This window comes from Crassaminicella profunda (genome assembly GCF_019884785.1).
Taxonomy (GTDB): domain Bacteria; phylum Bacillota; class Clostridia; order Peptostreptococcales; family Thermotaleaceae; genus Crassaminicella; species Crassaminicella profunda.
Window position 1 is genome coordinate 2,983,372 of record NZ_CP082326.1, and the last position, 21,067, is coordinate 3,004,438.

The window sequence follows — 21,067 nt, forward strand, 5'->3', positions numbered from 1 at the left end:
CATCATCCTTATCCATTTTATAATTCTATTTGATTGTATCATATCTTCATCCATAGGTTAATAAATTATTCATTTTCAATTCCTCATGTATAGATTATGTAGTTCTTTGGAAATTCTATATTTAGATATAAATATCTAACTTACTCATTTAAATTTTATGATTGGATAACTATACTAAAAATTTTATTCCCCTACACTAAAAAACTTATCATTCATAAATATTCAATTTAACAAGCAAATATCTATCTAAAGGAGATGTAGATATGCCTTATGTACAAGAAATCTTAGAAAAAGTAAAAAAAAGAAATCCTGGTGAAGCAGAATTTCATCAAGCAGTAGAAGAAGTTCTACACTCATTAAAACCTGTTATTGAAAAACATCCTGAGTACAAAAAAATAGGATTAATCGAAAGATTTGTTGAGCCTGAAAGAGTAGTTATGTTTAGAGTTCCATGGTTAGATGATCAAGGACAGGTCCATGTAAATAGAGGTTTTAGAGTACAATTTAGCAGTGCCATTGGTCCTTATAAAGGAGGTCTCAGATTTCATCCATCTGTATACTTAGGAATTATAAAATTCTTAGGCTTCGAACAAATCTTAAAAAATTCATTAACAGGTCTTCCCATCGGTGGCGGTAAAGGTGGCTCAGACTTTGATCCTAAAGGAAAATCTGATACAGAAGTTATGAAGTTCTGTCAAAGTTTTATGAATGAATTGTATAGACATATTGGTCAAGATTTAGACGTACCTGCTGGAGATATTGGTGTGGGTGCTAGGGAAGTAGGATATCTTTTTGGTCAATATAAGAAAATTAAAAATCAATATGAAGCTGGTGTACTTACAGGTAAGGGACTTACATATGGTGGTTCTTTAGCTAGAAAAGAAGCTACAGGCTTTGGCCTCATTTACTTTGTAAGAGAAATGCTAGCCGCTCATGGAATGGATTATAAGAATAAAACCGTTGTCATCTCAGGTGCTGGTAACGTTGCTATATATGCTTGTCAAAAAGCTCAAGAATATGGTGCAAAAGTAATTGCCATGTGTGATTCTTCTGGCTACATTATTGATGAAGAAGGAATTAAATTAGATACAGTGAAACAACTCAAAGAAGTAGAACGAAAGAGAATTAAAGAATATGTAAATATTCACAAAAACGCAAAATATTTTGAAGGTCAGCAAGGAATTTGGAGTATTCCATGTGATATTGCTCTTCCTTGTGCTACTCAAAATGATATTCATATTGAAAATGCTAAAAAACTAGTAGACAATGGTGTTAAAGCAATTGGTGAAGGTGCCAATATGCCTTGTACAAATGAAGCTGTAGAGTATTTCTTAGAAAATCAGGTATTATTAGCTCCTGCAAAAGCTGCAAATGCTGGTGGTGTTGCAACTTCAGCCCTTGAAATGTCCCAAAACAGCATGAGACTCCATTGGTCCTTTGAAGAGGTTAATGAAAAATTGGATCATATCATGGTAAATATTTTTAAAGCTTCCCAATCTGCTGCAAAAGAATATGGTTTGTCTGGTAATTATGTAGCTGGTGCAAATATTGCAGGTTTCTTAAAAGTAGCTGATGCCATGATGGCACAAGGGATTGTGTAAAAAAGGCTGTAGGGAAAATGCACATTTTTTGAATTAAAATGTATTTTTAATAAAAAGACATTTTATCAAAACATTGAAATTACTTAGTTTTGATAAAATGTCTTTAAGTATTTTGAATACTTATTTTATATTTCTCCACAACCTCATTCTATAACACTTTTAAAAGAATTTTTCTCTCCCATTTTACGAGGAACATTTACATTAGGTACTTCATAGATTAATTCTTCAATAACCACATTCTTTTCTTTCATCAAATCAACTGTCTTCATTTCTACTGTAACAGCCCTTTGTTTTACGACTTTCACTTTAGGTCTTAATGGAAACTCTGATTGTATTTCTTCTACTACCCCAATCTCTCCATTACTTAATTTTACCATGCTTCCTACTGGATATGGAATTACTTTCTTTGCAAAAAGTTTTACCATCTGAAAATCAAAATATCTGCCTGCACTGCCCATAATAAATTCTAATGCTTCATTTGGAGCCACTGCTGGTTTATATGGCGTATCAGAAACCATGGCATCATAAGCATCTGTAATTGCAACAATTTTTGCTAATTTATTTATTTTATCCTCTTTGTATCCATTGGGATATCCTGTTCCATCTACTTTTTCATGATGTTGATAGGCAATCAATTTAATATTTGCATTTAATTCATAATTTTCTTTTAAATAATCATAGCCCTTCTTTGAATGTTGCTTAATGATTTTAAATTCTTCCGCTGTTAACATTCCTCTTTTCAAAAGAATTTCTTTCGGTATAAAGGCTTTGCCAACATCATGCAACATTGCTCCTATACATAAATCATATAATTCATTTTTATTAAGTCCAATTTCTATTCCTAAAATCAAAGATAATACAGCAACATTTACAGAATGTTGATAAGTATAATTATCCAAACTCTTAATATCCACTAAATTGATTAATACATTACCGCTATCAAAAACTTCTTCTGTTATTTCTTTAGAAATTTTATTTAAAGATTGAATATTTTTTTCTCCTGTATCCTTAAGCCTTTTCGCTGCTATCGTATTATTGTTCTGATTCATATACTTATTTAAATGATTAAATGTGTCCTTAATAGTTTTGATTGCTGTATTTCTTAGTCTAGGACTAATGATATCTTCAATCTCATTATCACTATATTCATCATTAATATATATACTGTATATTCCATTTCCTTCTATTTTCTTTACAAGATTTTGGCTCAATTCAACACCTTTTTGAAGCAATACTCTATTATTCATGTCATTTAAAGTTTGTGCTAAATACATCCCATCTTTTACAAAACGAGTTGGTATAAGTCTCATAATCATTACTCCTTGTTTGGATATTAGATAGTTCTTTATTTTTCTACCTAACGATAGTTATCATTATAACAAATTTTGTCGGTATTTGTTAAGTAGATAAAACAATTATTTTTCTAAACCTATTATTCATCCTTTGTATTTAGAACATGAAAATTCCTTAAAATGACTTTTTTTCCTCTCCAGCTAAAGGATCTATCTCCATATTTCCTTTTAAATGCTTTATTAGATAGCTCTTCCACATCCTTTTCCTTAAGGGTATACACTAAATTCTCCTGAAATTCTTTTATATTGGTATGCGCAATGTTTTGATTGTGTGGACACACATCTTGACAAATATCACATCCAAATATCATTTTATTTTTCCTTAAAATATTTATTTCTTCCTCCGTCAAAGCTTCTTTTTTTTGTGTAATAAAAGATATACACTTTCTTGGATCTACTTCAAAGTTTCCTAGGATCGCATTTCCTGGACATTTTTTTATACATTCGCCACATTGAATACAAGTTTGATTTAAAGGCCTATCCACTTCAAAAGGATAGTTATTGATCATATATCCAATAAACACATAAGAGCCATATTGATCTGTTAGGATATGATTATTTATACCAAAATACCCTAATCCTGCTGAATAGGCTAAATATCGATCCACAAGAGGTCCTGTATCTACAAATGGTTCATAATCAAAGCCTTGCATATGACTTTTTAAAAATTCTCCTATTTTTTGAAGTTTTTCTTTGATAATAATATGATAGTCCAAACCATAGGTATATTTAGCAATATTAGCTTCCTTCCGATTTCCTGTAAAATAAGGAAATAAACATACTATTATGGATGCTGCATCTTTCATCGTTTCTTTCGGATCAACTCTCTTTTTTAAATCTTTTTCCTCCATCCCTGTAATATATCCTTTTTCTATTCTGTGCTTTAATATTTTTTCTAAATCTTTATAAGGAACTACTGGTGCAATTCCTACATTATCTATATGCAATTTTTTACAAAATGTCTCTAGTTTTTTTTTCACCTTTACTACTCCGTCTCTTTAACATATTTTAAATTTGACAAAATATCTTTATATTTTTACTTCTTCATTCAAATGGAATAGATAAAGATAACTTTCTTTCACTGTTTTTTTTGTTATTTTTTCCAAAGCTTGCTTATAAAGTTCCACTTGAATCTTATATTTCTCTACAATTTCTTCCTTTTGTTCAGTTGTTACATAATCTGATTTATAATCTACTAAAACATATCCATCCCCTTCTTCAAAATAGCAGTCTATTACCCCTTGAATCAAAAGGCTTTCCTCACAGCTTTCTGTATCTAATATTACCTCATTTGCTTTTTTTACAAAGTTAAAAGGAACTTCTCGAAAAACATGATTGGCTGCATGCATCCTTTTTCCAATACTACTTTCAAAAAATCGAATGATTCTTAAAACATCTACTTCAGCTGCTTCTTCAGGTTTTAACAGCTCATCTCTTACCATTTTTTTTATTTGTTCTTCTATTTTTTCCTTATTCTCTATATTCTTAATATCAAGATGCTGCATAACAAAATGAATGATTGTTCCTTTCTCTGCCCCTGTAAGCTGTTTTTTCCCTTCTATAAACTTAGGCCTTTTGATAAGAGCCGGAATATTCATCCCTATACCATCCAGTTTACTAGTTGATATTCTTTTGATCTCTGTTACAGAAAGTTTCGAAGGAATTTTAGTTGCTATATGGTTTGGATAATGCCAATTTAATCGCTTCGCTACAAAATCATCATCTTCTATTTTTTTATTTTCAAAGTCCTCTAAAAATTTTTTAAATGCTAATTTATTAATTCTTTTTTCCATTTCTTCCAATTGAATATGTTTTTTATCTATTTTTTCTATATTCCATCTTGAATGATCTTCATAAAGCATTTCTTCATTCCAATAAACACCTGCCAAATCTCTTAAGGTTTGTCCATCTTCATGACGAATGAGAGCAGTTCCTATCCAATCTAGATAGCTTTTTCCACGAGATAAGTAAAATGGATTCATCCTTTTTGTCCATTTTTTTGCTGATTTTTCTATATTTCTTATGGATCCTACTAATATAAGTTTATCCTTTGCCCTAGTTAATGCAACATATAAAATACGCATTTCTTCTGATAAACTTTCTATCTTAATTTTGTTTTTCATGGCAATTTTTGCAATTGTATCTGTATATTGTCTCCTATTAGGATCTACATATCTCGGTCCAATCCCTAAATCCTTGTGGAATAATACTTGAGCGTTTACATCCATTAAATTAAATTGTTTTCCAAGTCCTGCTACAATCACTGCTGGAAACTCTAAACCTTTGCTTTTATGGATACTCATAATCCGAACAACTTCATCATTTTCTCCTAATGTTTTGGCTGTTCCCATGTCTCCACTACTATTTTTTAATTTATCAATAAATTTTATAAAATTAAATAATCCCTTTATAGATGTATTCTCAAACTGCCTTGCTCTATCTACCAAAATTTTCAAATTAGCTTGTCTTTGTATTCCTCCAGGCATAGCCCCTACATAGTCATAATACCCGGTTTCTTTTAAAAGCTTCCAAATCAATTCATCTATATGAATATATCTAGCTAACGTTTTATATTTCTTAATTTTTTCTAAAAACTTCATACATTTATTTACAAGAATGTCATCCTCTTTACTGATATATTCTTCTATTGCTTCAAAATAAGAATTCGCATTACTTTCGATTCGAATTTTTATAAGTTCTTCTGTATCAAATCCCCCTACGGAAGAACGCATCACACTAAGGAGTGGAATATCTTGTCTTTTATTATCGATAACCTTTAATAAGTTCATAAAAATATTTACTTCTATGGCTTCAAAATACCCCGTATTTACATCGGCATAAGCTGGAATCCCTTCTTCTATAAAAACTTCTAAAAATGTTTGTGCCCAGTTTTTTGTCGTTCGAAGTAGCACCACCATATCCTTATACGTGATTTTCCTGTAACTCTCAAGCTTTTGATCGTAAATTTCTTTCTTTAGTAATTCTTTGATTCTTTTTGCAACAATTCTTGCCTCAACTTCTATATCTTCCATTTCCTCTAATATTTCATCTACTTCATGACTTTCTTCATTCTTTTCTATTATATTTAGTTCAATAGCTGCATCTTCTATTGGCTTATGTTCTACTCCTTTATAAAGATGCGCTCTTTCATCATAGTCAATTTCACCAAATTCCTTGGTCATGATATTTTTAAAAATAAAGTTTACGCCATCAATCACTTCTGATCGACTTCTAAAGTTTTTGCTCAAATCGATTCTTCGATTTAAAGATTCGGACTTACTTTCAAAGGTTTCATATTTTCCTATAAAAAGAGAAGGATCTGCTAATCTAAATCGATAAATACTTTGTTTTACATCTCCTACCATAAATAGATTATTGTCTCTTTTAATAAAATCTAGTATAGTTTCTTGTACAATGTTACTATCCTGATACTCATCTACAAAAATATACTCATATCTTCTTTCATATTCTTTGGCTGCTTGTTCATTTTCTAAAATGGCTAACGCATAATGCTCAAGGTCATTAAAATCTACAATTCCTCGCTCTACTTTTTTCTCATGATAACCAGCATCAAATTCACATACTAATTGATATAAGTATTGCATAAAAGGATATAATTCATTCAAATCCCTTATATATTCTTTAGGACTCTTTGTAAGAAGTTCCTCACGAATGTTTTTTATAATGTCTTTTCCTTGTTCCCTTAATCCTTTTACTTCTTCCTTTAAATCTTCATCAACCTCTTTTGAGACTCTTCCTAATCTTTTATGCTTTACATCTTTTAATTCCTGATAAAAGGCATCCAGTCCTATTCCTAATGCATTCCTTAATTCATCTGTTAAAGCTATATCCTCAAGAATTGCATCCATATATCCTTCAGGTCCATTAGGCTTTTGGCATAAAGATTTTGCTTCAATAAATAATTCATTGGCTCCTATGAGTGATATTTGAATCTGTTTTAAAATAATCTTATGCCAGTTGGTTTCTTTAAACCCATCTATATCTAAATGAAATTCTTCTACCCTTTCTTGAAGCCATTCTTTTGGATAGGGCTGACTCTGAATAAACCCATATAATTTTAAAGTTAAATCCTGCAGAGGAGTATCTTCTTTATTTCCTCCAAATCGCTCAACGAGTCCTAAAAAATTTTTATCTTCTTTTTCATATTCTTTTTCAAATAACTCCTCTAACATTTCCATCTTCATAATGCTGGTTTCTGTACTATCTCCTATACGAAAATTAGGATCTATATCAATCAAATGGAAATATTTTCTTACTACATCAATACAAAATGAATGGAGGGTACTTATAGATGCTCTATTTAATAGATTTATTTGTCTTCTTAAATGTTCTTCATTTTCATCCTTCTTTTCTAATTGTTGTAAAATAGCCGCTCCTATTCTTTCTCTCATCTCTCCTGCTGCTGCATTTGTAAAAGTTACAATGAGTAATTTATCTATATCTATTTGATCTTTTATAATCATTTGTATAATTCTTTCAACCAATACAGCAGTCTTCCCAGAACCGGCTGCTGCTGCAACCAAAAGATTGCTGCCTCTCGCATCAATAGCACTTTTTTGATCATCCGTCCACATAACCATTTATGTACCCCTCCCTTTTGTTCATAAAACTATCTATCCACTAAGCTTTTTTAAATCCATGTTCTTTCTATATTTATTAGAAAATATATTTTCCTTTATGATTATAAACCTAAAACATATATAAAATTATATCATAATGAAGAAAGCCCCTCTATCTATTACGATAAAAGAGCCTCTTTCCATCTATTTCCCATGATGAATAACATTATTTGCTTTGTGTACATCATCTTTCTTAACCAAAATTTTATAAGTAACAAGTCTTCCGCCCATTCTACCACCTTGATTCATCATTTTTGTTTTAACTTTTATATTATTGTTGATAAGCTTTCCGCTTACCTTTGCATATTCCCCTGCATCCTGTGTAAAATAAACAATCTCCCACTTCTTAAATAAATTATTCAAGATTTCATTAAGCATATTCATTCACAGCCTTTTTAACTATTAACATCCTAATTTTCTCATAAAGTATAACATTTCTTTTTCACTAAATCCAAAGGCTCTATATAACTTATGGGCTTTTTCATTATCCATTTCTGCATGTAATTGTACTCTTTTATAATCATTATTCTTTGCATATTCAAATAAATACTCTATTATTTTTTTACCAATTCCATTGTTTCTACAAGAAGAGCTTACATATAAATCATCAACAGTCAACGCCTTACCTCTAGACCAAATACTATATACACTCCACACATTAGCATATGCCACTACTTCATTATTCACCTCAGCAACAATAATCATAATACGTTCAGACCCTAAAGCTTCTCTAAATGTTTTTTTAAACTCTTCTTCTGATGGCGTTTTTAAACTTTCCCAATAGGGATGTTCCTCCTTAACAATTTTCATAAAATCCAAGTTTAATTTTACATATGAATCTTCATCCTTTGATTGACATTCTCTAACAATTAAATTTTCAATCATATTTTTCATCCCCCATTTAATTTTTTGAACTTTTTACAATCAAATTTTTTGTTTTTTATAAAATTTTTTCTCCATTCTTATCTATATATCCCCATCTCCCATTGATTTTCACAGGAGCAAGACCTTCTGAAAAAGATCTTACTTTATCATATTCTGCCTTTATGATTAATTTACCTTCTTTATTGATAAATCCATATTTATCATCTAATTTTATAATTCCATATTGTCTTTTATCTCTTTAAGTATATTTTACATTTATTCTATTTTTTTACAATCATTCCTTTAAAAAAACACACTCCTACCGAACGAGGAGTGTTAAATAAATTCATCTCGATATAAATCTACATACAAATTCCCATTTGTAGCTAATGCTGCAAATGCTACTTCCTTTATATCTTCAATACCTCTTTTCTTTAGTTCATTATCAATCCAATCTTTTGTTATATTATTTAACCTAATATTATTTTCTATTAATTTTCCATCTAAAATAATCTCTGTAGCAATCCCTTCATAACTGGTATGTATATTAAGATCCTTTGGTGTAACTGGTCGATTTTGAGACTTTAACTGAATACTTAATTCACCATTCGATTCAAGAATTGCAAATTCAACATGGCTAATATCAAAAACTTTTTCTTGTCGAAGTTGTTGAATCAAATAGTCATAAGAATATTTTAATTTAGACATATTATTTTCTAAAATCTTCCCATTCTTAATTAAAATAGTCGGCTCTCCAGCCAAATATTTACGTAATGATTTAGATTTCAAAGAAATATAAGATGCTAAATAAACCATTAGCGTAACTACTGTCATGGAAATAATAAAATCTATAATCTTTACTTTCACATTAAATGCTAAATTACCAGCTAAAGTTCCTAGCGTTGCCATAGCAAGATAATCAAAATAAGTTAATTTAGCTAAGCTTCTTTTCGTTAATATTTTTGTAGCTATAAAAAGAAACATAAGTGCTAAAATTGTCCGAATTACAATTATCAAAAGATCTATCCTTCTTTCTAGTTATTTTTATAATCGTTGCTTTAATTATTATTGTTATAATAATAATTAAAATATATTCAGCTTCTCTTGATCCAATGAACTCTTCTATCTTTCATAAATCCAATTTTAATGGCTAAGTTCATAGATTTTACATTATCTTCTTCAATATGAACAAATGGAATTTCTCCAATTTCTCTCAACTTTTGAATCAGAGCTCCTATTAGATAATAGCCATATCCCTTATTTCTATATTCTTCAAGAACATGTAAAAATCCAATAGCACCATCATCATGGGTCATAATCCAAGCAATTAATTTCTCATTTTCATAAATTCCCAGAGCTATTCCTTTTTCTATTCTGGTCTTTATATAATCAATTGATGTATACTCTTTATAGTGAGAATGATTATAAATATATTCTGCATCATTTATTGATAATTGAATCATTTTATATTTATTTTTAGATAATTCCTTTTCTTTAGGAAAAAATAATTTCATACAAGATAACTGCCAATCTATTTTTTTATCTTTAACTATATAAGGAATCATCCAATCTTCCATCACTGCAAAATAGCCTTCATCATCACATTTTTTCAGTAATGTTTCAAATTCCTCTTTTGAGGAACTACTTATATAAACCCAATTTTCATCGCTTTTACCCTTTATCAGTATGGACTGCCCTATCTTTTCTACAAAGTCAATTGGATAATTTTTAATGAAATTAATCATATTGATGTTCTTTATAGTATCTTTCTTCAAATCATATAATATATGCCTGTTAATATTCATCTTATAATCCTTTCCATCGGACTAACCGTTTTATACAGTATATATCCTAACAATCCACCTACTACATTTAACAAAACATCATCTATATCACAAGTACCCACTCCAACAATATATTGAACTATTTCTATAAAACACGTCAATATCAATGATACACTCAAAATATATTTATACTTGTTTGCTTTTTTCCAAACTATAGGATACAAAAAACCTAATGGCATAAATGCTAAAATATTACCACCAATATTCACTATAGTAGCTTTTATTCCATGTTTTAAAAATAAATATTGTGATATAGTCTTCAATGGCATAAAATTATAACTTCCATGATGATAATCTCTTCCATAATAAGTACTGAAAAAGACTAAATACAACAAATACAATAAGTATGCTATAAACAATATACAAAATAATTTTCTTAATGCTTGTTTCTGACACAATCTCAAAACCATTCACCCCTATACAAATTAAGCCTCACACAACTGTATACTTTGCAAATCTTCAATAATCCTACCTATATGATAGTTGTATACAATATTCAAATCACCACATGATTCTCCTTTATTTCTAAACTCAAAATAATTCAACCTCTTTAGTTTTACAATATTATCATCATTCAAGAATCTTCCTTCTTCCATCCTTTGAAGCATTCTCAAATTTTCATAAATATCATTATATAATTCAATTTTCCTTCTCATATTTTTTATTTTATTATTTTCATCTTTTTTCAATCTATATTCAGTACTGCAAACATCTAATTCTTTGTTTAAATCACCTATCTCTCTTTTTAAATCACCTAAATCTACGTTCATCCCAAGGCAGATCATCTGATTAATGATTAATGAAGCCTTACTTGTTATGGTGTTGTATCCTTTCAATATCTTATGTTTATAATCATATGGAAAAAATAAATAATTCACTACTAAAGCCACACTTATTCCTATAAATGTATCTATTATTCTATTTACACTATATCGTATAGGACTTTGACCGTCTAAATTCACCATAATTGCCATAAAAACAATTCCTGCAATAGTTATAGATTTATTCCATTTAAGCAAATTACAAATATAGATGACTACAATAATACCTAATCCACATAACAATACATTGTTAGGTTGAATAGATGCAAACATTAAACCGATAAATGCTCCTACAGACGTACCCATCATTCTATTTTTTCCTACTTTAAAAGAATTTGTTATAGAATTGCCCATAGAAATAATGGCTGCAATTGCAGCATAAAATGGGTATTCAAGTTTTAACAGTTCAGATATAAGCACACACAAAGAAACTGCCAAAGCAGTTTTGATATTTCTCATTCCAATTTTAAATTTCATACGATTACTCCTTACTACTAACTTTATACAATGTCTCTTTCAAATCCTACAAATATACTTACTTCTCCTTATACACTATGACCTTATTTCTGCCACTCTGTTTAGCCATATACAAGGCTTGATCTGCTCGATCAAATAATTTATCTACACTATCCTCCATCATTCTATTAGCGAGTCCTAAGCTTATTGTAACAAATACCTCTCCCTTTGCTGTATTCACTGCTGTATCCATAATATTTTTCCTAATTTTTTCTGCTAATGCTTGTGCTTCATCTATCTCTATTGCAGGTAATAACACAGCAAATTCTTCTCCTCCATACCTTCCTACCATATCACAATTTCTAATAGAATGCATAATCATTTCTGCAACAGCGCATATCACCTGATCTCCTATTGCATGTCCATATTGATCATTTACCTTCTTGAAGTGATCAATATCTATCATCATTGCCCATATAGGATGTTGCTCCTTTACACTTCGTTCAAATTTATCTGTTCCAAGTGTAAAAAAATGTCTCCGATTAAAAAGTTTCGTTAATGGATCTTTTGTAGCCAACTCACGTAAAGCTTCTTCTGCACGTTTTCTTTCTGTAATATCCCGTATATAACCTAATATAGCTATACTTCCATTATAATTCATTAACGCACTATTTACTTCTACATCTAATAGCTTCCCACTCTTACAAAGCAAAATTGTCTCATATTGCGCTTTAACATCTTCACCGGCTATTTTTTTTCTATACTTTTCGTTAATCTTATCTCTAAACTTTGGAATAATAAAGCTCTCAAAAGAATAATTTACTACTTCTTCATACCCATACTCAATCATCTCTAATAACTTCTTATTCACATATTGAACCTTCCCGTTTTGAACAATGACAATGCCATCATTTGCAAACTCTGAAACATTTCTATATTTTTCTTCACTGGCTTGTAAAGCTTTTTCTAACTGTTTGCGTTTACTTACATCATGCATGACAATCAACCAACCATTATGAATATGTTTTTTATTCATCAAAGGTAATAGTTCTACTTCGTAAATATATTCTTGTATATCTCTTTTCAAAATAATTTCTGAATGCTTTTGTATGGAATCATCCATATTTTTTAAGAACTCCTGTAAAACCGGAAAAACCTTTTCTATAGATTGGCCTATTACTTTATTCGATACTTTATTGATAATAATTTGTGCAGATAAATTCATATCCACAATTAATTTATTATGATCCAATACAACTAATCCATCATTCATCTTTTCAAAAATCGTTTCTCTGGCAATAGGAACTATACTCAAAAATCCATAACGATAAATGGTCCATACCAAAGTTAAGTTTAAAATAGTAAAGGTAAAAGGAGAAGGATCTCTCATAAATTTAGGCGTTAAACCTAGAAAGAATAGTATAAATCCACAAGCAGTAATGGTTAACCCAATCATTATAACTGTAGCCTGCCTACGATATAAATCATGTGAGCGAATAAAAAATCTAATTAATAACACAAGAAATAAAAAATACATTCCATAACCATAAATAAAATCTATCCAAGAAGCTATCCCCATATCATAAATCAGAGAAGCAAATGGCTTACCTGTATACATCTGAACATTTTCTCTAAATAATTTAGTTACATTTAACACAGCTAAAATCCAAATGAGAACAGGTTCCGTAAATAATAAAAACCATATCTTTTTCTTAAGATCAATTTTTTGCTTTGTAAATTGTAATGCAAATGCAAAACAACTTGCTCCCATAGCACCTCCAAGCATCTGTACATTATCCCAAAATATTTTTCCATTTAATCTTGGAGAAAGCAATTCAAAAATATAACCAAAAGACCATAACCCCATAATCAATGACATAAGAAACAAAGAGGTTGCTCCTGGAACTAAACGACGTTTATAAATATATATAGCAATACCCATAGATAGCGTTAGGGTAATCCATAAAGGAATCGTATACAATAGTGCATCCCAATTCATTCACAATCCTCCTAAATAATTCGTACTATATTTAGTTTATTATATCATGGTAAATAGCTTTCAATAAATATCTATACGTTATCTAATTTATCTGAATATATTACCTCTCTTGCTAACTATTCTTTTTTAAGATTCTTTTTAATAAAAATAGTATTGTAGTTATTCCTCCAAAAATGAATATTAATAATTCTAAGGATATCCCTGTACTAGTTGCAATAAAAATTGCTGTAGGTCCATCAGCACCTCCAATAATTCCTATTGAAGATGCACTTTCCGAAGGCATTTTAAAAAGCATATGCCATATAAAATCTTTAAAAAAATAGATGAATCCTAGTAAAATTGTTATAGCACCACTAACATATGTAGCAATCTTAAGTATTTTTACCTTTTTCAATTTTAATCCTCCTTACATTCATATCTCAGTTTTTACTTTTTAATTTTATCTATTAATTTCCTGTACACCTTCTTCATATGCGGCTCATTAGTAGATTCAATTACTTGATTTATTGGAATCCATTTCACATCACTGTTTTCATCTTTTTTAACAATAAGCTCATCATTTTCATTAGCTTCCATTAAAAAACAAATAGATAAATGTAAATGTGCTGATACATATTTCCCTTTTTTCGTATGTCCAAGTACTGGCAATACCTCTAATGAAAAAATATCTAAAGTAATTGGACGAATATGCTTTACTCCTGTTTCTTCCTTTACTTCTTTTATTGCAACAGCTAATAAATCATCTTCTCCATCTGCATGTCCTCCTGTAAAGGACCATGTATTGTATATATTATGATGGACCATTAATACTTTATCTTTGTTCTTATTGATTACAAATGCTGAGCTTGTTATATGTGCAATCTCATTTTCTCTAGTTAGAATATCTTTAAAGGTATCTATGCACTTTAAAATCATTTCTTTGTCTTTTTTTTCTTGTTCATTAAAAGGTTTATATGCTTTTATTAAATCCATCATGTTCACAATTCGCTCCTCTATAATACTTTGATCTTTTTAATTCACTGATTTCATATTCTGTCAAGTATTCTATTCTTGTATATTTCTAAAAAATGCTAAATCAAAAAAAGAAATGCCCAAAGCTGATCCAAAAGAAATAGAACAGCACCTTAATAAATCTACTTTCGATGATCCAAAAACATAATTCATAACAAAAATGAATACACATGACAAAATAAACGTACCTATAAACTTCCCTAACCGTTTCCTTATTTCAGTCCATTTTAGTTTTCTTACCCTTCTAATGGTCCTAAAAATCAAATAAATAAAAAAGAAAAAAAGAAAAATCAGAGAACCTATTACAAATCTATACGCAAATGGGTAATCAATATCCTTATATACAATAAGTAATGTAATGATCATGCATATGATAAGTAATGCATAAATCATATAAAAAATTCTATTTTTTTTCATTTTATCACCGCCATAATTTTTAAAGTTTCTCCCCTAATCCTCTTAATAACAACTGTTGTTTAATTCTTTTCATTTCTTATCTACTAAAATAAATTTAGGAGTCATTAAGTACTCATATGAATATAAATCATCTCTAAAAGATATCAATCCTTTAATCGTACATATATTCCACTGTTTACTAACATCACAAATTAAATATACATCCTTGTTTTTATTCATGGGATAGATTACATTATTACTATTAAAAACTTTATCTGTAATATCAAATGTGGTAACCATGCATTCTTTCTCTTTCCATAATCCTCTATATAATTTAAATGCTTTTCCATTAATCAATTCTATAAATTTGTTCTTGCTTAAATTTAGCTCAATACCTGTTAAATACCCTTCTTCATTCTCATCATTTAAATATTCTTCAGTTATATCACAATCAGCTATAGCTTGATTATATGTTTTATGCTTAATAGGAATATTAGATATCAGCCCATTAACATCTGCATTCTCCTCTACCCACATCTTGTATTTTTCTTTTTTAATATATTTTTCAATTTTCTTTGGGTCATAATATGAATATTTTGGATCTCTTGTTAAATATATATATCCCATGCTACAACTTGCATCACATGTTATTACCATAGATACTCCTCCAAATCCATTACTTAGTTTAAAGATTTTTTTAAGAATTGATCTACGTTCTCTATATCTTCTAATTTTTTTCACTGGCTTTATCATTATTGAAAATATTACTAGTAAAATCATGACACTGTAGAAATAATCATCCTTCATAAAATATTCTCCTTTTATAGATCATATTCACATATAATCTTTCCACTAGCATCAAGTCCTTTTAATTTACCGATTCCTTTATCATCTATTTTTTTATCAGTCCAACAAAATACAAATAATCTGCTTTCATCTAAATCATATTCGATCTTTGTAGGATCAGAGTCACCATTTTTCTCTAATATTACTTTCGTAATATTTGTGTCATTAACATATCCAAAACATCTTATGATCTCTTTTGACTCATCTATATTTGATTTACTAATCCTCCAAGAAAAAGTGATTTTTTCATTTTTTTTAATTTCAGTTCCTGTAACACCAGTACCTGGGTACCATTTAATCAACTCTTTTTCTACTTCATCTAACGAAAACCATTTTTTATATCGGCATAAAAATAATCTTTTGTTTTCTATATCAATTGTTTTAATTATTTCTGAAGGTCCATAATATATCGTTCTTTCAGATTGCTTATGTGCTTCAACAGCAGAAAAATTACCATAATCTAAAAATGTAATTTCTATACATATGATCACTAATATAATTGTTATAGACCATATTGTAATCTCTTTCATCTTATTTTTCATGAGATTTCACCTTCTTTAAGGGTATTTCTATTTCCATCTTCCGGTCATACCATTCTAATTTTAGTATAAGCATCTTCACATCTTTTTCTATTTTATCAAATCGCAATACCCCTTCATCTCCATATCTTCTATTGATGCTTAGATACAGCTTTCCCCTACTAAATCCCTGTGTACATTGATAATTTTTATTTTTTTCATCATATATTTGAATAGGCGCTGGAAAAGACCATCCAACTTCACTTTTTCTTAACGAGTATATTAAATATGATTCCTCTTTTCCAATAATCAATCTTTCAGCCGTAAAAATATCATTATCAATTTTGTCTTTTATATTCAGTTCAATGACTTCAGCTTCTCCTTTTTCTATAGCTCTTTTTATTTTGTTATCATCTAAATATTTATCTTTTGGTAAACTATGAATAATTTCTGGAATCAATATAACAAGGCATATGATTATTATAATTCTTCTTAATACTTTAATATCTACCACTCCTTTCTTTTTTCATCTTATATTCACACTATTTTGATATAATGATTATTGCAATTCCTCTATCTTTTGGATTTATCATTCCAATGATTCTTTCAAAAAATTATCTACTTGATCTTTATTGTCTTTATTTATTTTCAAAATAACTTCCTTTTCATCTACCCCAGTAAAAAATTTATCAAATTTATTTCTTCTTATAAAAAAAGTTAAATTATAATATTGGATAGTTTCTTTTTTTCTCTTCAGTTGTTCTTCTATTCCCCATTCATAACGAATAATTTTTTTCCATTTATAATTTCCTTTTAAAGTAAAAATACCATCTTCATTAATTAAATCTCTTTGAATACCTCTTACAAGCCAAATAAGACCTGATAGTCCATATATTATTGCAACCTTAATATATTTCATTTCTATATTTATGAGATCTCCTTCGTATCCATGAAATAACCTTACATACATAATACTTGCTAATAACCAAAAAAAAGCAACTACTATACAAGTTCTATTACTTTCTAAAGATTTTACTATATTTTTTCTCTTCATTTTATGATAACTTTCATTACATAAAATGAAAATCATTATTCCTATTCCTATGATAAATATATAATTTTCCATAAAAACTCCTTCCTAAATAAACTCATAACAATTCAATTATAGTCCATAAACTACATGTATGTTAACAGCATATAAGCTTTTTTATAATCCTTCTCCAATTTTAAACGATCATGTATCCTTCAAACACGATTGCACTTTTTTCATTATACCATACTAAATTTCCCAAATAATTTAATTTTTCCCTACACAAAAAACTCCAGATTATTCTCTGGAGTCTTCTTCTTTTTCTTTTATTCTTTTTAACACTTCCTCATTCGAAAGTTTTTTCATATTTTTATATTCATTATCCTCTAAACTACTATCAAATTGACAAATACTTGTATACGAGCAATAATCACAAGCCGTTTGTTTTCCATTTTTTGAAGGAACTATTTTTATGTTTCCCTTCATCATTTCATAACTAATTTCTGTAACTAATTTTCTTACATGCTTGATTAAATCCATAAAGGTCCCTTCATCAACAGCCGAAGAATTGCTGGTAAATTGTCCATCCTTTTTTAATCCTACAGGAATCACCTCAGAGGACCGATCTAATTCTTTATCCATCTCATAAGCAATCTTTACATCCTTTAATACTAAGCCCTTCATCTTTAGCTTTTTTCGTATTTCTTTTTCTATGAGTTCTATGGCTTTTTCTTCTGTTTTAATTAAGGGATCGTCTATTTTAAAGTAGAAAATACCCGCAGGTTTTTTCTCTTTACCATTTTGATCTTTAGCTTTTAATACAGCATCTAAATAAATCATTAACTGAAGCTGAATACCATAATACACTTCAGAAAGACTAAACTCTTTATTCCCTGATTTGTAATCGATAATCTTTATATATTCATTTTCTTCATCCTCCAATAAATCTACTCGGTCAATTCTTCCTTCTAAATATATTTTTTCTCCATCTGAAAGTTCTATTTCAATAGGTGGATACATTTTATCCATACCAAATCCAACTTCATATCCACTTGGCTCAAAACCACTTTTTTTAATATGCTCAGTCAATGTCCACACAGCTCTCCTACTAATTCTTTTCAGTCTTTTTACGAGATACTTATATCTATTGGTACTAAGCATTACACCATTTCCATAACCAGGAACTAATCCATCAATCACTTCATCTATCATTTGATCACATTGATTCTTTTCTAAACTACGCCAATCCATATTTTCGCCTTTGAGCTTTCCTGTAAACTTTTCCATAGATTCATGGAAGATTTCTCCTATATCAGGGGCTTTTACTTCAAACATTTTTCGTTCCTTTGGTTTTAACCCATATTTTATAAAATGAGCAAAGGGACAATTCACAAACTGCTCAAGCCTTGATACACTTGATCTTATAGGAACATGATAGAGCTTTTTTACATTGTTTCCTTCTATATATTCCACTTGATTATTATGAAATAGTCCTTCTATAACTTCTTCTCTTTTTTCTTTCCATTCTTCCTCATGATAATACCAATTATATACATCCCACCATAAATCTTCTATCTCTTTTCCATCAAACTTTTCCCTAATATTTTCTATCAAATATTTAAAAGTACTTTTGGGTGTGGATATTAAGTTCTTTTGCTGCTCTATGCTGTGGATAACATCGCTTTTTATATTTAATTTTGTGAATATTTTTTTAAATCTATCAATTAGTACAGAAGGTCTCATAGCTTTTCCCTCTTGGTCTGCCATAGCATAACTAATCCACAAGTATTCACTCGGCTTTATGAATGTGGTATAAATAGAAAATTTTTCTTCATAGGCTTTTCTTTGACTATCATATCCTAAGGTAATATCTTTTTCTTTCATAAGGATTCTTTCTTCATCAGATAATATACCCTCTTTATCTTTTCCTGATGGCAAAATCCCATCATTTACCCCTACTACAAATAAAGCTTTTATGTCATGACTTTTAGACCTTTGAATATTCCCTACTAATACTTGATCAATCGTTGTAGGAATAATTCCTATTTCAAGAGATGAAAATCCAGAATCTAATACTCTGATATATTCTTTCAATGTAATCTTTTGTTCTCCAATAATTTCTACCATCTGGTCAAATACTTCCATGACAATATTCCATATTTGGGTATTTTCATTCACATATTCAAGCTGGCCCTCACATCTTAATAAATCAATCCAATCTTCAAGCTTTTTATGAATATCTATCCCTTCTAAATAATCATAAATTCCCTTTGTAATCTCTCCTACAGTCCTTCTCCCCTTTACCTTTTTTTCTAATTTTTCCATAGGTTTTATAAACTTTTCTCTGCATCCATTTAATTCATCTCTATTTATATCTTCTAACACAAAAGGTTCTTTCCATTTATTCCCTTGTATCCCATACTTCAATACATAATTTTCTAATTTTTCGCAAGTGTCTACAGATGCACCACTAAAGCCTGTCTTAAAAAATCTAAATACATCCTCATATCTATATCCTCGATAAACTACACGTAAAGAAGATAGTATTAATTCAATGATAGGATTATGCATAATGTTTCTCTTCTCATCTAAAAAGTAAGGAATATCATATTCATCAAAAACTCTTCTAATTAATGGTCCATAGCTGTCCATAGCGTTAGATACAACAGCAATATCTCTCCAGCTATACCCTCTATCTCTTACTAAAGAAATAACTTTGGCAGCAACATTTTCAATTTCTGTATAAAGACTAAGTCCTGAAAAGACACTCATATTAGATATTTCTTGATTATATCTTTTATACGGATACCCATAAAACTCTTGCTCTATGTGATTGATTTCATCTGATTTTTTCATGACTTCTCTTTTATCTTGATCTAGGTTAATAATTTCTCCTGTCATACCATTTTCCATAGCAATATCATGAATTTTTCCATAAGTATGATCTACTACTTTGAATAAATCTCCATCTTTTTCTTTTGCTACAAATGGCATAGTAAATGTAAAGGTAACTTGTTTTGCCCTATTCATGATTTTTTCTATAATCCGATACGTTTGAGGCGTAAAGCTTTGAAATCCGTCAATCCATATTTCTGCATCCTTTAAAAACTTTGCATCATCTATTTTTTCAATCAATAGATTTAGATAATCTTCCGTATCAATATATCTATCTTTCAAATATTCTTCAAATTCTTCATAAATATAGGCAATATCCTTTAGTTTATGGTGAAGAATACTACTCTTTTCTATATCCTCTAATCCTTTTATTAAATCTAACGGATCAATATCATGCTGCTTTAGCTCACATATTAGGTCATTAAACATAGATACAAATCCATCCTGCTGTGATGCTTTTTTATAGATACTTAAACTTTTTTCTGCTTCATCTATAATCTTTCTAAGAACCATATTTTTTCCTTGTTCATTAATATGAATCCTTGTAATTCCTCCAACTTCATTTAAAACATTATGCGCAAGCCTTGTAAAACTTAAAACCTCTACGTCCATAATTCCTGGTAAATTAAGCTTTTCTATCAAATCTCTTTCTGCCTGCAATGTAAATTGCTCTGGTACCATCAATATCAATCTATTATGATCACTATTTTCTAATCGTTTTTTTATCTCTTCTAAGACCAAATGAGTCTTTCCCGTACCTGCTCTTCCAAAAACGTATCTAATCATGCTCTCAC

The 21,067-nt window shown here is 29.3% G+C and carries 19 protein-coding genes; 1 reads left to right on the top strand and 18 read right to left on the bottom strand.

All coding sequences use genetic code 11. The features are described 5' to 3' along the window. The first annotated feature begins 263 nt into the window (after positions 1 to 263). A complete protein-coding gene (gene gdhA, locus K7H06_RS13985; protein ID WP_223036656.1) occupies positions 264 to 1,601 on the top strand; it encodes an NADP-specific glutamate dehydrogenase in 1,338 nt (445 codons plus the stop codon). Positions 1,602 to 1,744: 143 nt separating this feature from the next. On the opposite strand, the gene K7H06_RS13990 is transcribed toward gdhA, so the two are convergent. The 18 genes from K7H06_RS13990 to addB form a co-directional block, all read right to left on the bottom strand. Beyond that, on the bottom strand, positions 1,745 to 2,911 hold the full coding sequence (locus K7H06_RS13990) for an HD-GYP domain-containing protein (RefSeq protein WP_223036657.1): 1,167 nt from the start codon (positions 2,909 to 2,911) through the stop codon (positions 1,745 to 1,747). 122 nt (positions 2,912 to 3,033) lie between these two features. Next, on the bottom strand, positions 3,034 to 3,933 hold the full coding sequence (queG, locus tag K7H06_RS13995; RefSeq protein ID WP_223036658.1) for a tRNA epoxyqueuosine(34) reductase QueG: 900 nt from the start codon (positions 3,931 to 3,933) through the stop codon (positions 3,034 to 3,036). 48 nt (positions 3,934 to 3,981) lie between these two features. Beyond that, entirely contained in the window at positions 3,982 to 7,554 is a 3,573-nt protein-coding gene (gene addA, locus K7H06_RS14000) for a helicase-exonuclease AddAB subunit AddA (RefSeq protein WP_223036659.1), read from the bottom strand. A 183-nt stretch (positions 7,555 to 7,737) separates the two neighbouring features. Continuing rightward, positions 7,738 to 7,977 carry a hypothetical protein gene (locus K7H06_RS14005; protein WP_223036660.1) on the bottom strand — a complete coding sequence of 80 codons (240 nt, stop codon included), beginning with the start codon at positions 7,975 to 7,977 and terminating at the stop codon, positions 7,738 to 7,740. Between the two features lie 18 nt (positions 7,978 to 7,995). After that, on the bottom strand, positions 7,996 to 8,478 hold the full coding sequence (locus K7H06_RS14010; RefSeq protein ID WP_223036661.1) for a GNAT family N-acetyltransferase: 483 nt from the start codon (positions 8,476 to 8,478) through the stop codon (positions 7,996 to 7,998). 55 nt (positions 8,479 to 8,533) lie between these two features. Continuing rightward, positions 8,534 to 8,695 carry a WG repeat-containing protein gene (locus tag K7H06_RS21560; protein ID WP_223040031.1) on the bottom strand — a complete coding sequence of 54 codons (162 nt, stop codon included), beginning with the start codon at positions 8,693 to 8,695 and terminating at the stop codon, positions 8,534 to 8,536. Between the two features lie 98 nt (positions 8,696 to 8,793). Then, positions 8,794 to 9,474, bottom strand: a complete 681-nt coding sequence (locus tag K7H06_RS14020; RefSeq protein ID WP_223036662.1) for a DUF421 domain-containing protein — start codon at positions 9,472 to 9,474, stop codon at positions 8,794 to 8,796. Between the two features lie 77 nt (positions 9,475 to 9,551). After that, on the bottom strand, positions 9,552 to 10,262 hold the full coding sequence (locus tag K7H06_RS14025) for a GNAT family N-acetyltransferase (RefSeq protein WP_223036663.1): 711 nt from the start codon (positions 10,260 to 10,262) through the stop codon (positions 9,552 to 9,554). Beyond that, positions 10,259 to 10,705: a VanZ family protein gene (locus K7H06_RS14030; protein ID WP_223036664.1), complete on the bottom strand. Its 447-nt coding sequence runs from the start codon at positions 10,703 to 10,705 to the stop codon at positions 10,259 to 10,261. The genes K7H06_RS14025 and K7H06_RS14030 overlap by 4 nt, the downstream gene beginning before the upstream one ends. A 21-nt stretch (positions 10,706 to 10,726) precedes the next feature. Beyond that, entirely contained in the window at positions 10,727 to 11,599 is an 873-nt protein-coding gene (locus K7H06_RS14035; RefSeq protein WP_223036665.1) for an FUSC family protein, read from the bottom strand. Between the two features lie 58 nt (positions 11,600 to 11,657). Next, complete coding sequence (locus K7H06_RS14040) at positions 11,658 to 13,577, bottom strand: histidine kinase N-terminal 7TM domain-containing diguanylate cyclase (RefSeq protein ID WP_223036666.1); 1,920 nt, start codon at positions 13,575 to 13,577, stop codon at positions 11,658 to 11,660. A gap of 112 nt (positions 13,578 to 13,689) precedes the next feature. Further along, positions 13,690 to 13,971, bottom strand: coding sequence for a sodium ion-translocating decarboxylase subunit beta (locus K7H06_RS14045; protein ID WP_223036667.1), 282 nt, complete (start codon positions 13,969 to 13,971; stop codon positions 13,690 to 13,692). A gap of 32 nt (positions 13,972 to 14,003) precedes the next feature. After that, entirely contained in the window at positions 14,004 to 14,558 is a 555-nt protein-coding gene (locus K7H06_RS14050; protein ID WP_223036668.1) for an NUDIX hydrolase, read from the bottom strand. A 516-nt stretch (positions 14,559 to 15,074) separates the two neighbouring features. Further along, positions 15,075 to 15,791, bottom strand: a complete 717-nt coding sequence (locus K7H06_RS14055; protein WP_223036669.1) for a hypothetical protein — start codon at positions 15,789 to 15,791, stop codon at positions 15,075 to 15,077. Positions 15,792 to 15,805: 14 nt separating this feature from the next. Further along, entirely contained in the window at positions 15,806 to 16,372 is a 567-nt protein-coding gene (locus K7H06_RS14060) for a hypothetical protein (RefSeq protein ID WP_223036670.1), read from the bottom strand. Beyond that, positions 16,362 to 16,862 carry a hypothetical protein gene (locus tag K7H06_RS14065; protein WP_223036671.1) on the bottom strand — a complete coding sequence of 167 codons (501 nt, stop codon included), beginning with the start codon at positions 16,860 to 16,862 and terminating at the stop codon, positions 16,362 to 16,364. Before K7H06_RS14065 ends, K7H06_RS14060 begins: the two co-directional genes overlap by 11 nt. 75 nt (positions 16,863 to 16,937) lie before the next feature. After that, entirely contained in the window at positions 16,938 to 17,474 is a 537-nt protein-coding gene (locus K7H06_RS14070) for a hypothetical protein (protein ID WP_223036672.1), read from the bottom strand. 201 nt (positions 17,475 to 17,675) lie between these two features. Then, positions 17,676 to 21,059: a helicase-exonuclease AddAB subunit AddB gene (gene addB, locus K7H06_RS14075; RefSeq protein WP_223036673.1), complete on the bottom strand. Its 3,384-nt coding sequence runs from the start codon at positions 21,057 to 21,059 to the stop codon at positions 17,676 to 17,678. Positions 21,060 to 21,067: the final 8 nt, after the last annotated feature.

Bases quoted from the DNA above. Each gene is read 5' to 3' on its own strand.
- K7H06_RS14010 (WP_223036661.1), bottom strand. From the start codon at position 8,478: ATGATTGAAAATTTAATTGTTAGAGAATGTCAATCAAAGGATGAAGAT.
- K7H06_RS14060 (WP_223036670.1), bottom strand. From the start codon at position 16,372: ATGAAAAATAAGATGAAAGAGATTACAATATGGTCTATAACAATTATA.
- gdhA (WP_223036656.1), top strand. From the start codon at position 264: ATGCCTTATGTACAAGAAATCTTAGAAAAAGTAAAAAAAAGAAATCCT.
- K7H06_RS14005 (WP_223036660.1), bottom strand. From the start codon at position 7,977: ATGAATATGCTTAATGAAATCTTGAATAATTTATTTAAGAAGTGGGAG.
- K7H06_RS14040 (WP_223036666.1), bottom strand. From the start codon at position 13,577: ATGAATTGGGATGCACTATTGTATACGATTCCTTTATGGATTACCCTA.
- addA (WP_223036659.1), bottom strand. From the start codon at position 7,554: ATGGTTATGTGGACGGATGATCAAAAAAGTGCTATTGATGCGAGAGGC.
- K7H06_RS14055 (WP_223036669.1), bottom strand. From the start codon at position 15,791: ATGAAGGATGATTATTTCTACAGTGTCATGATTTTACTAGTAATATTT.
- addB (WP_223036673.1), bottom strand. From the start codon at position 21,059: ATGATTAGATACGTTTTTGGAAGAGCAGGTACGGGAAAGACTCATTTG.
- K7H06_RS13990 (WP_223036657.1), bottom strand. From the start codon at position 2,911: ATGAGACTTATACCAACTCGTTTTGTAAAAGATGGGATGTATTTAGCA.
- K7H06_RS14035 (WP_223036665.1), bottom strand. From the start codon at position 11,599: ATGAAATTTAAAATTGGAATGAGAAATATCAAAACTGCTTTGGCAGTT.
- K7H06_RS14025 (WP_223036663.1), bottom strand. From the start codon at position 10,262: ATGAATATTAACAGGCATATATTATATGATTTGAAGAAAGATACTATA.
- K7H06_RS14070 (WP_223036672.1), bottom strand. From the start codon at position 17,474: ATGGAAAATTATATATTTATCATAGGAATAGGAATAATGATTTTCATT.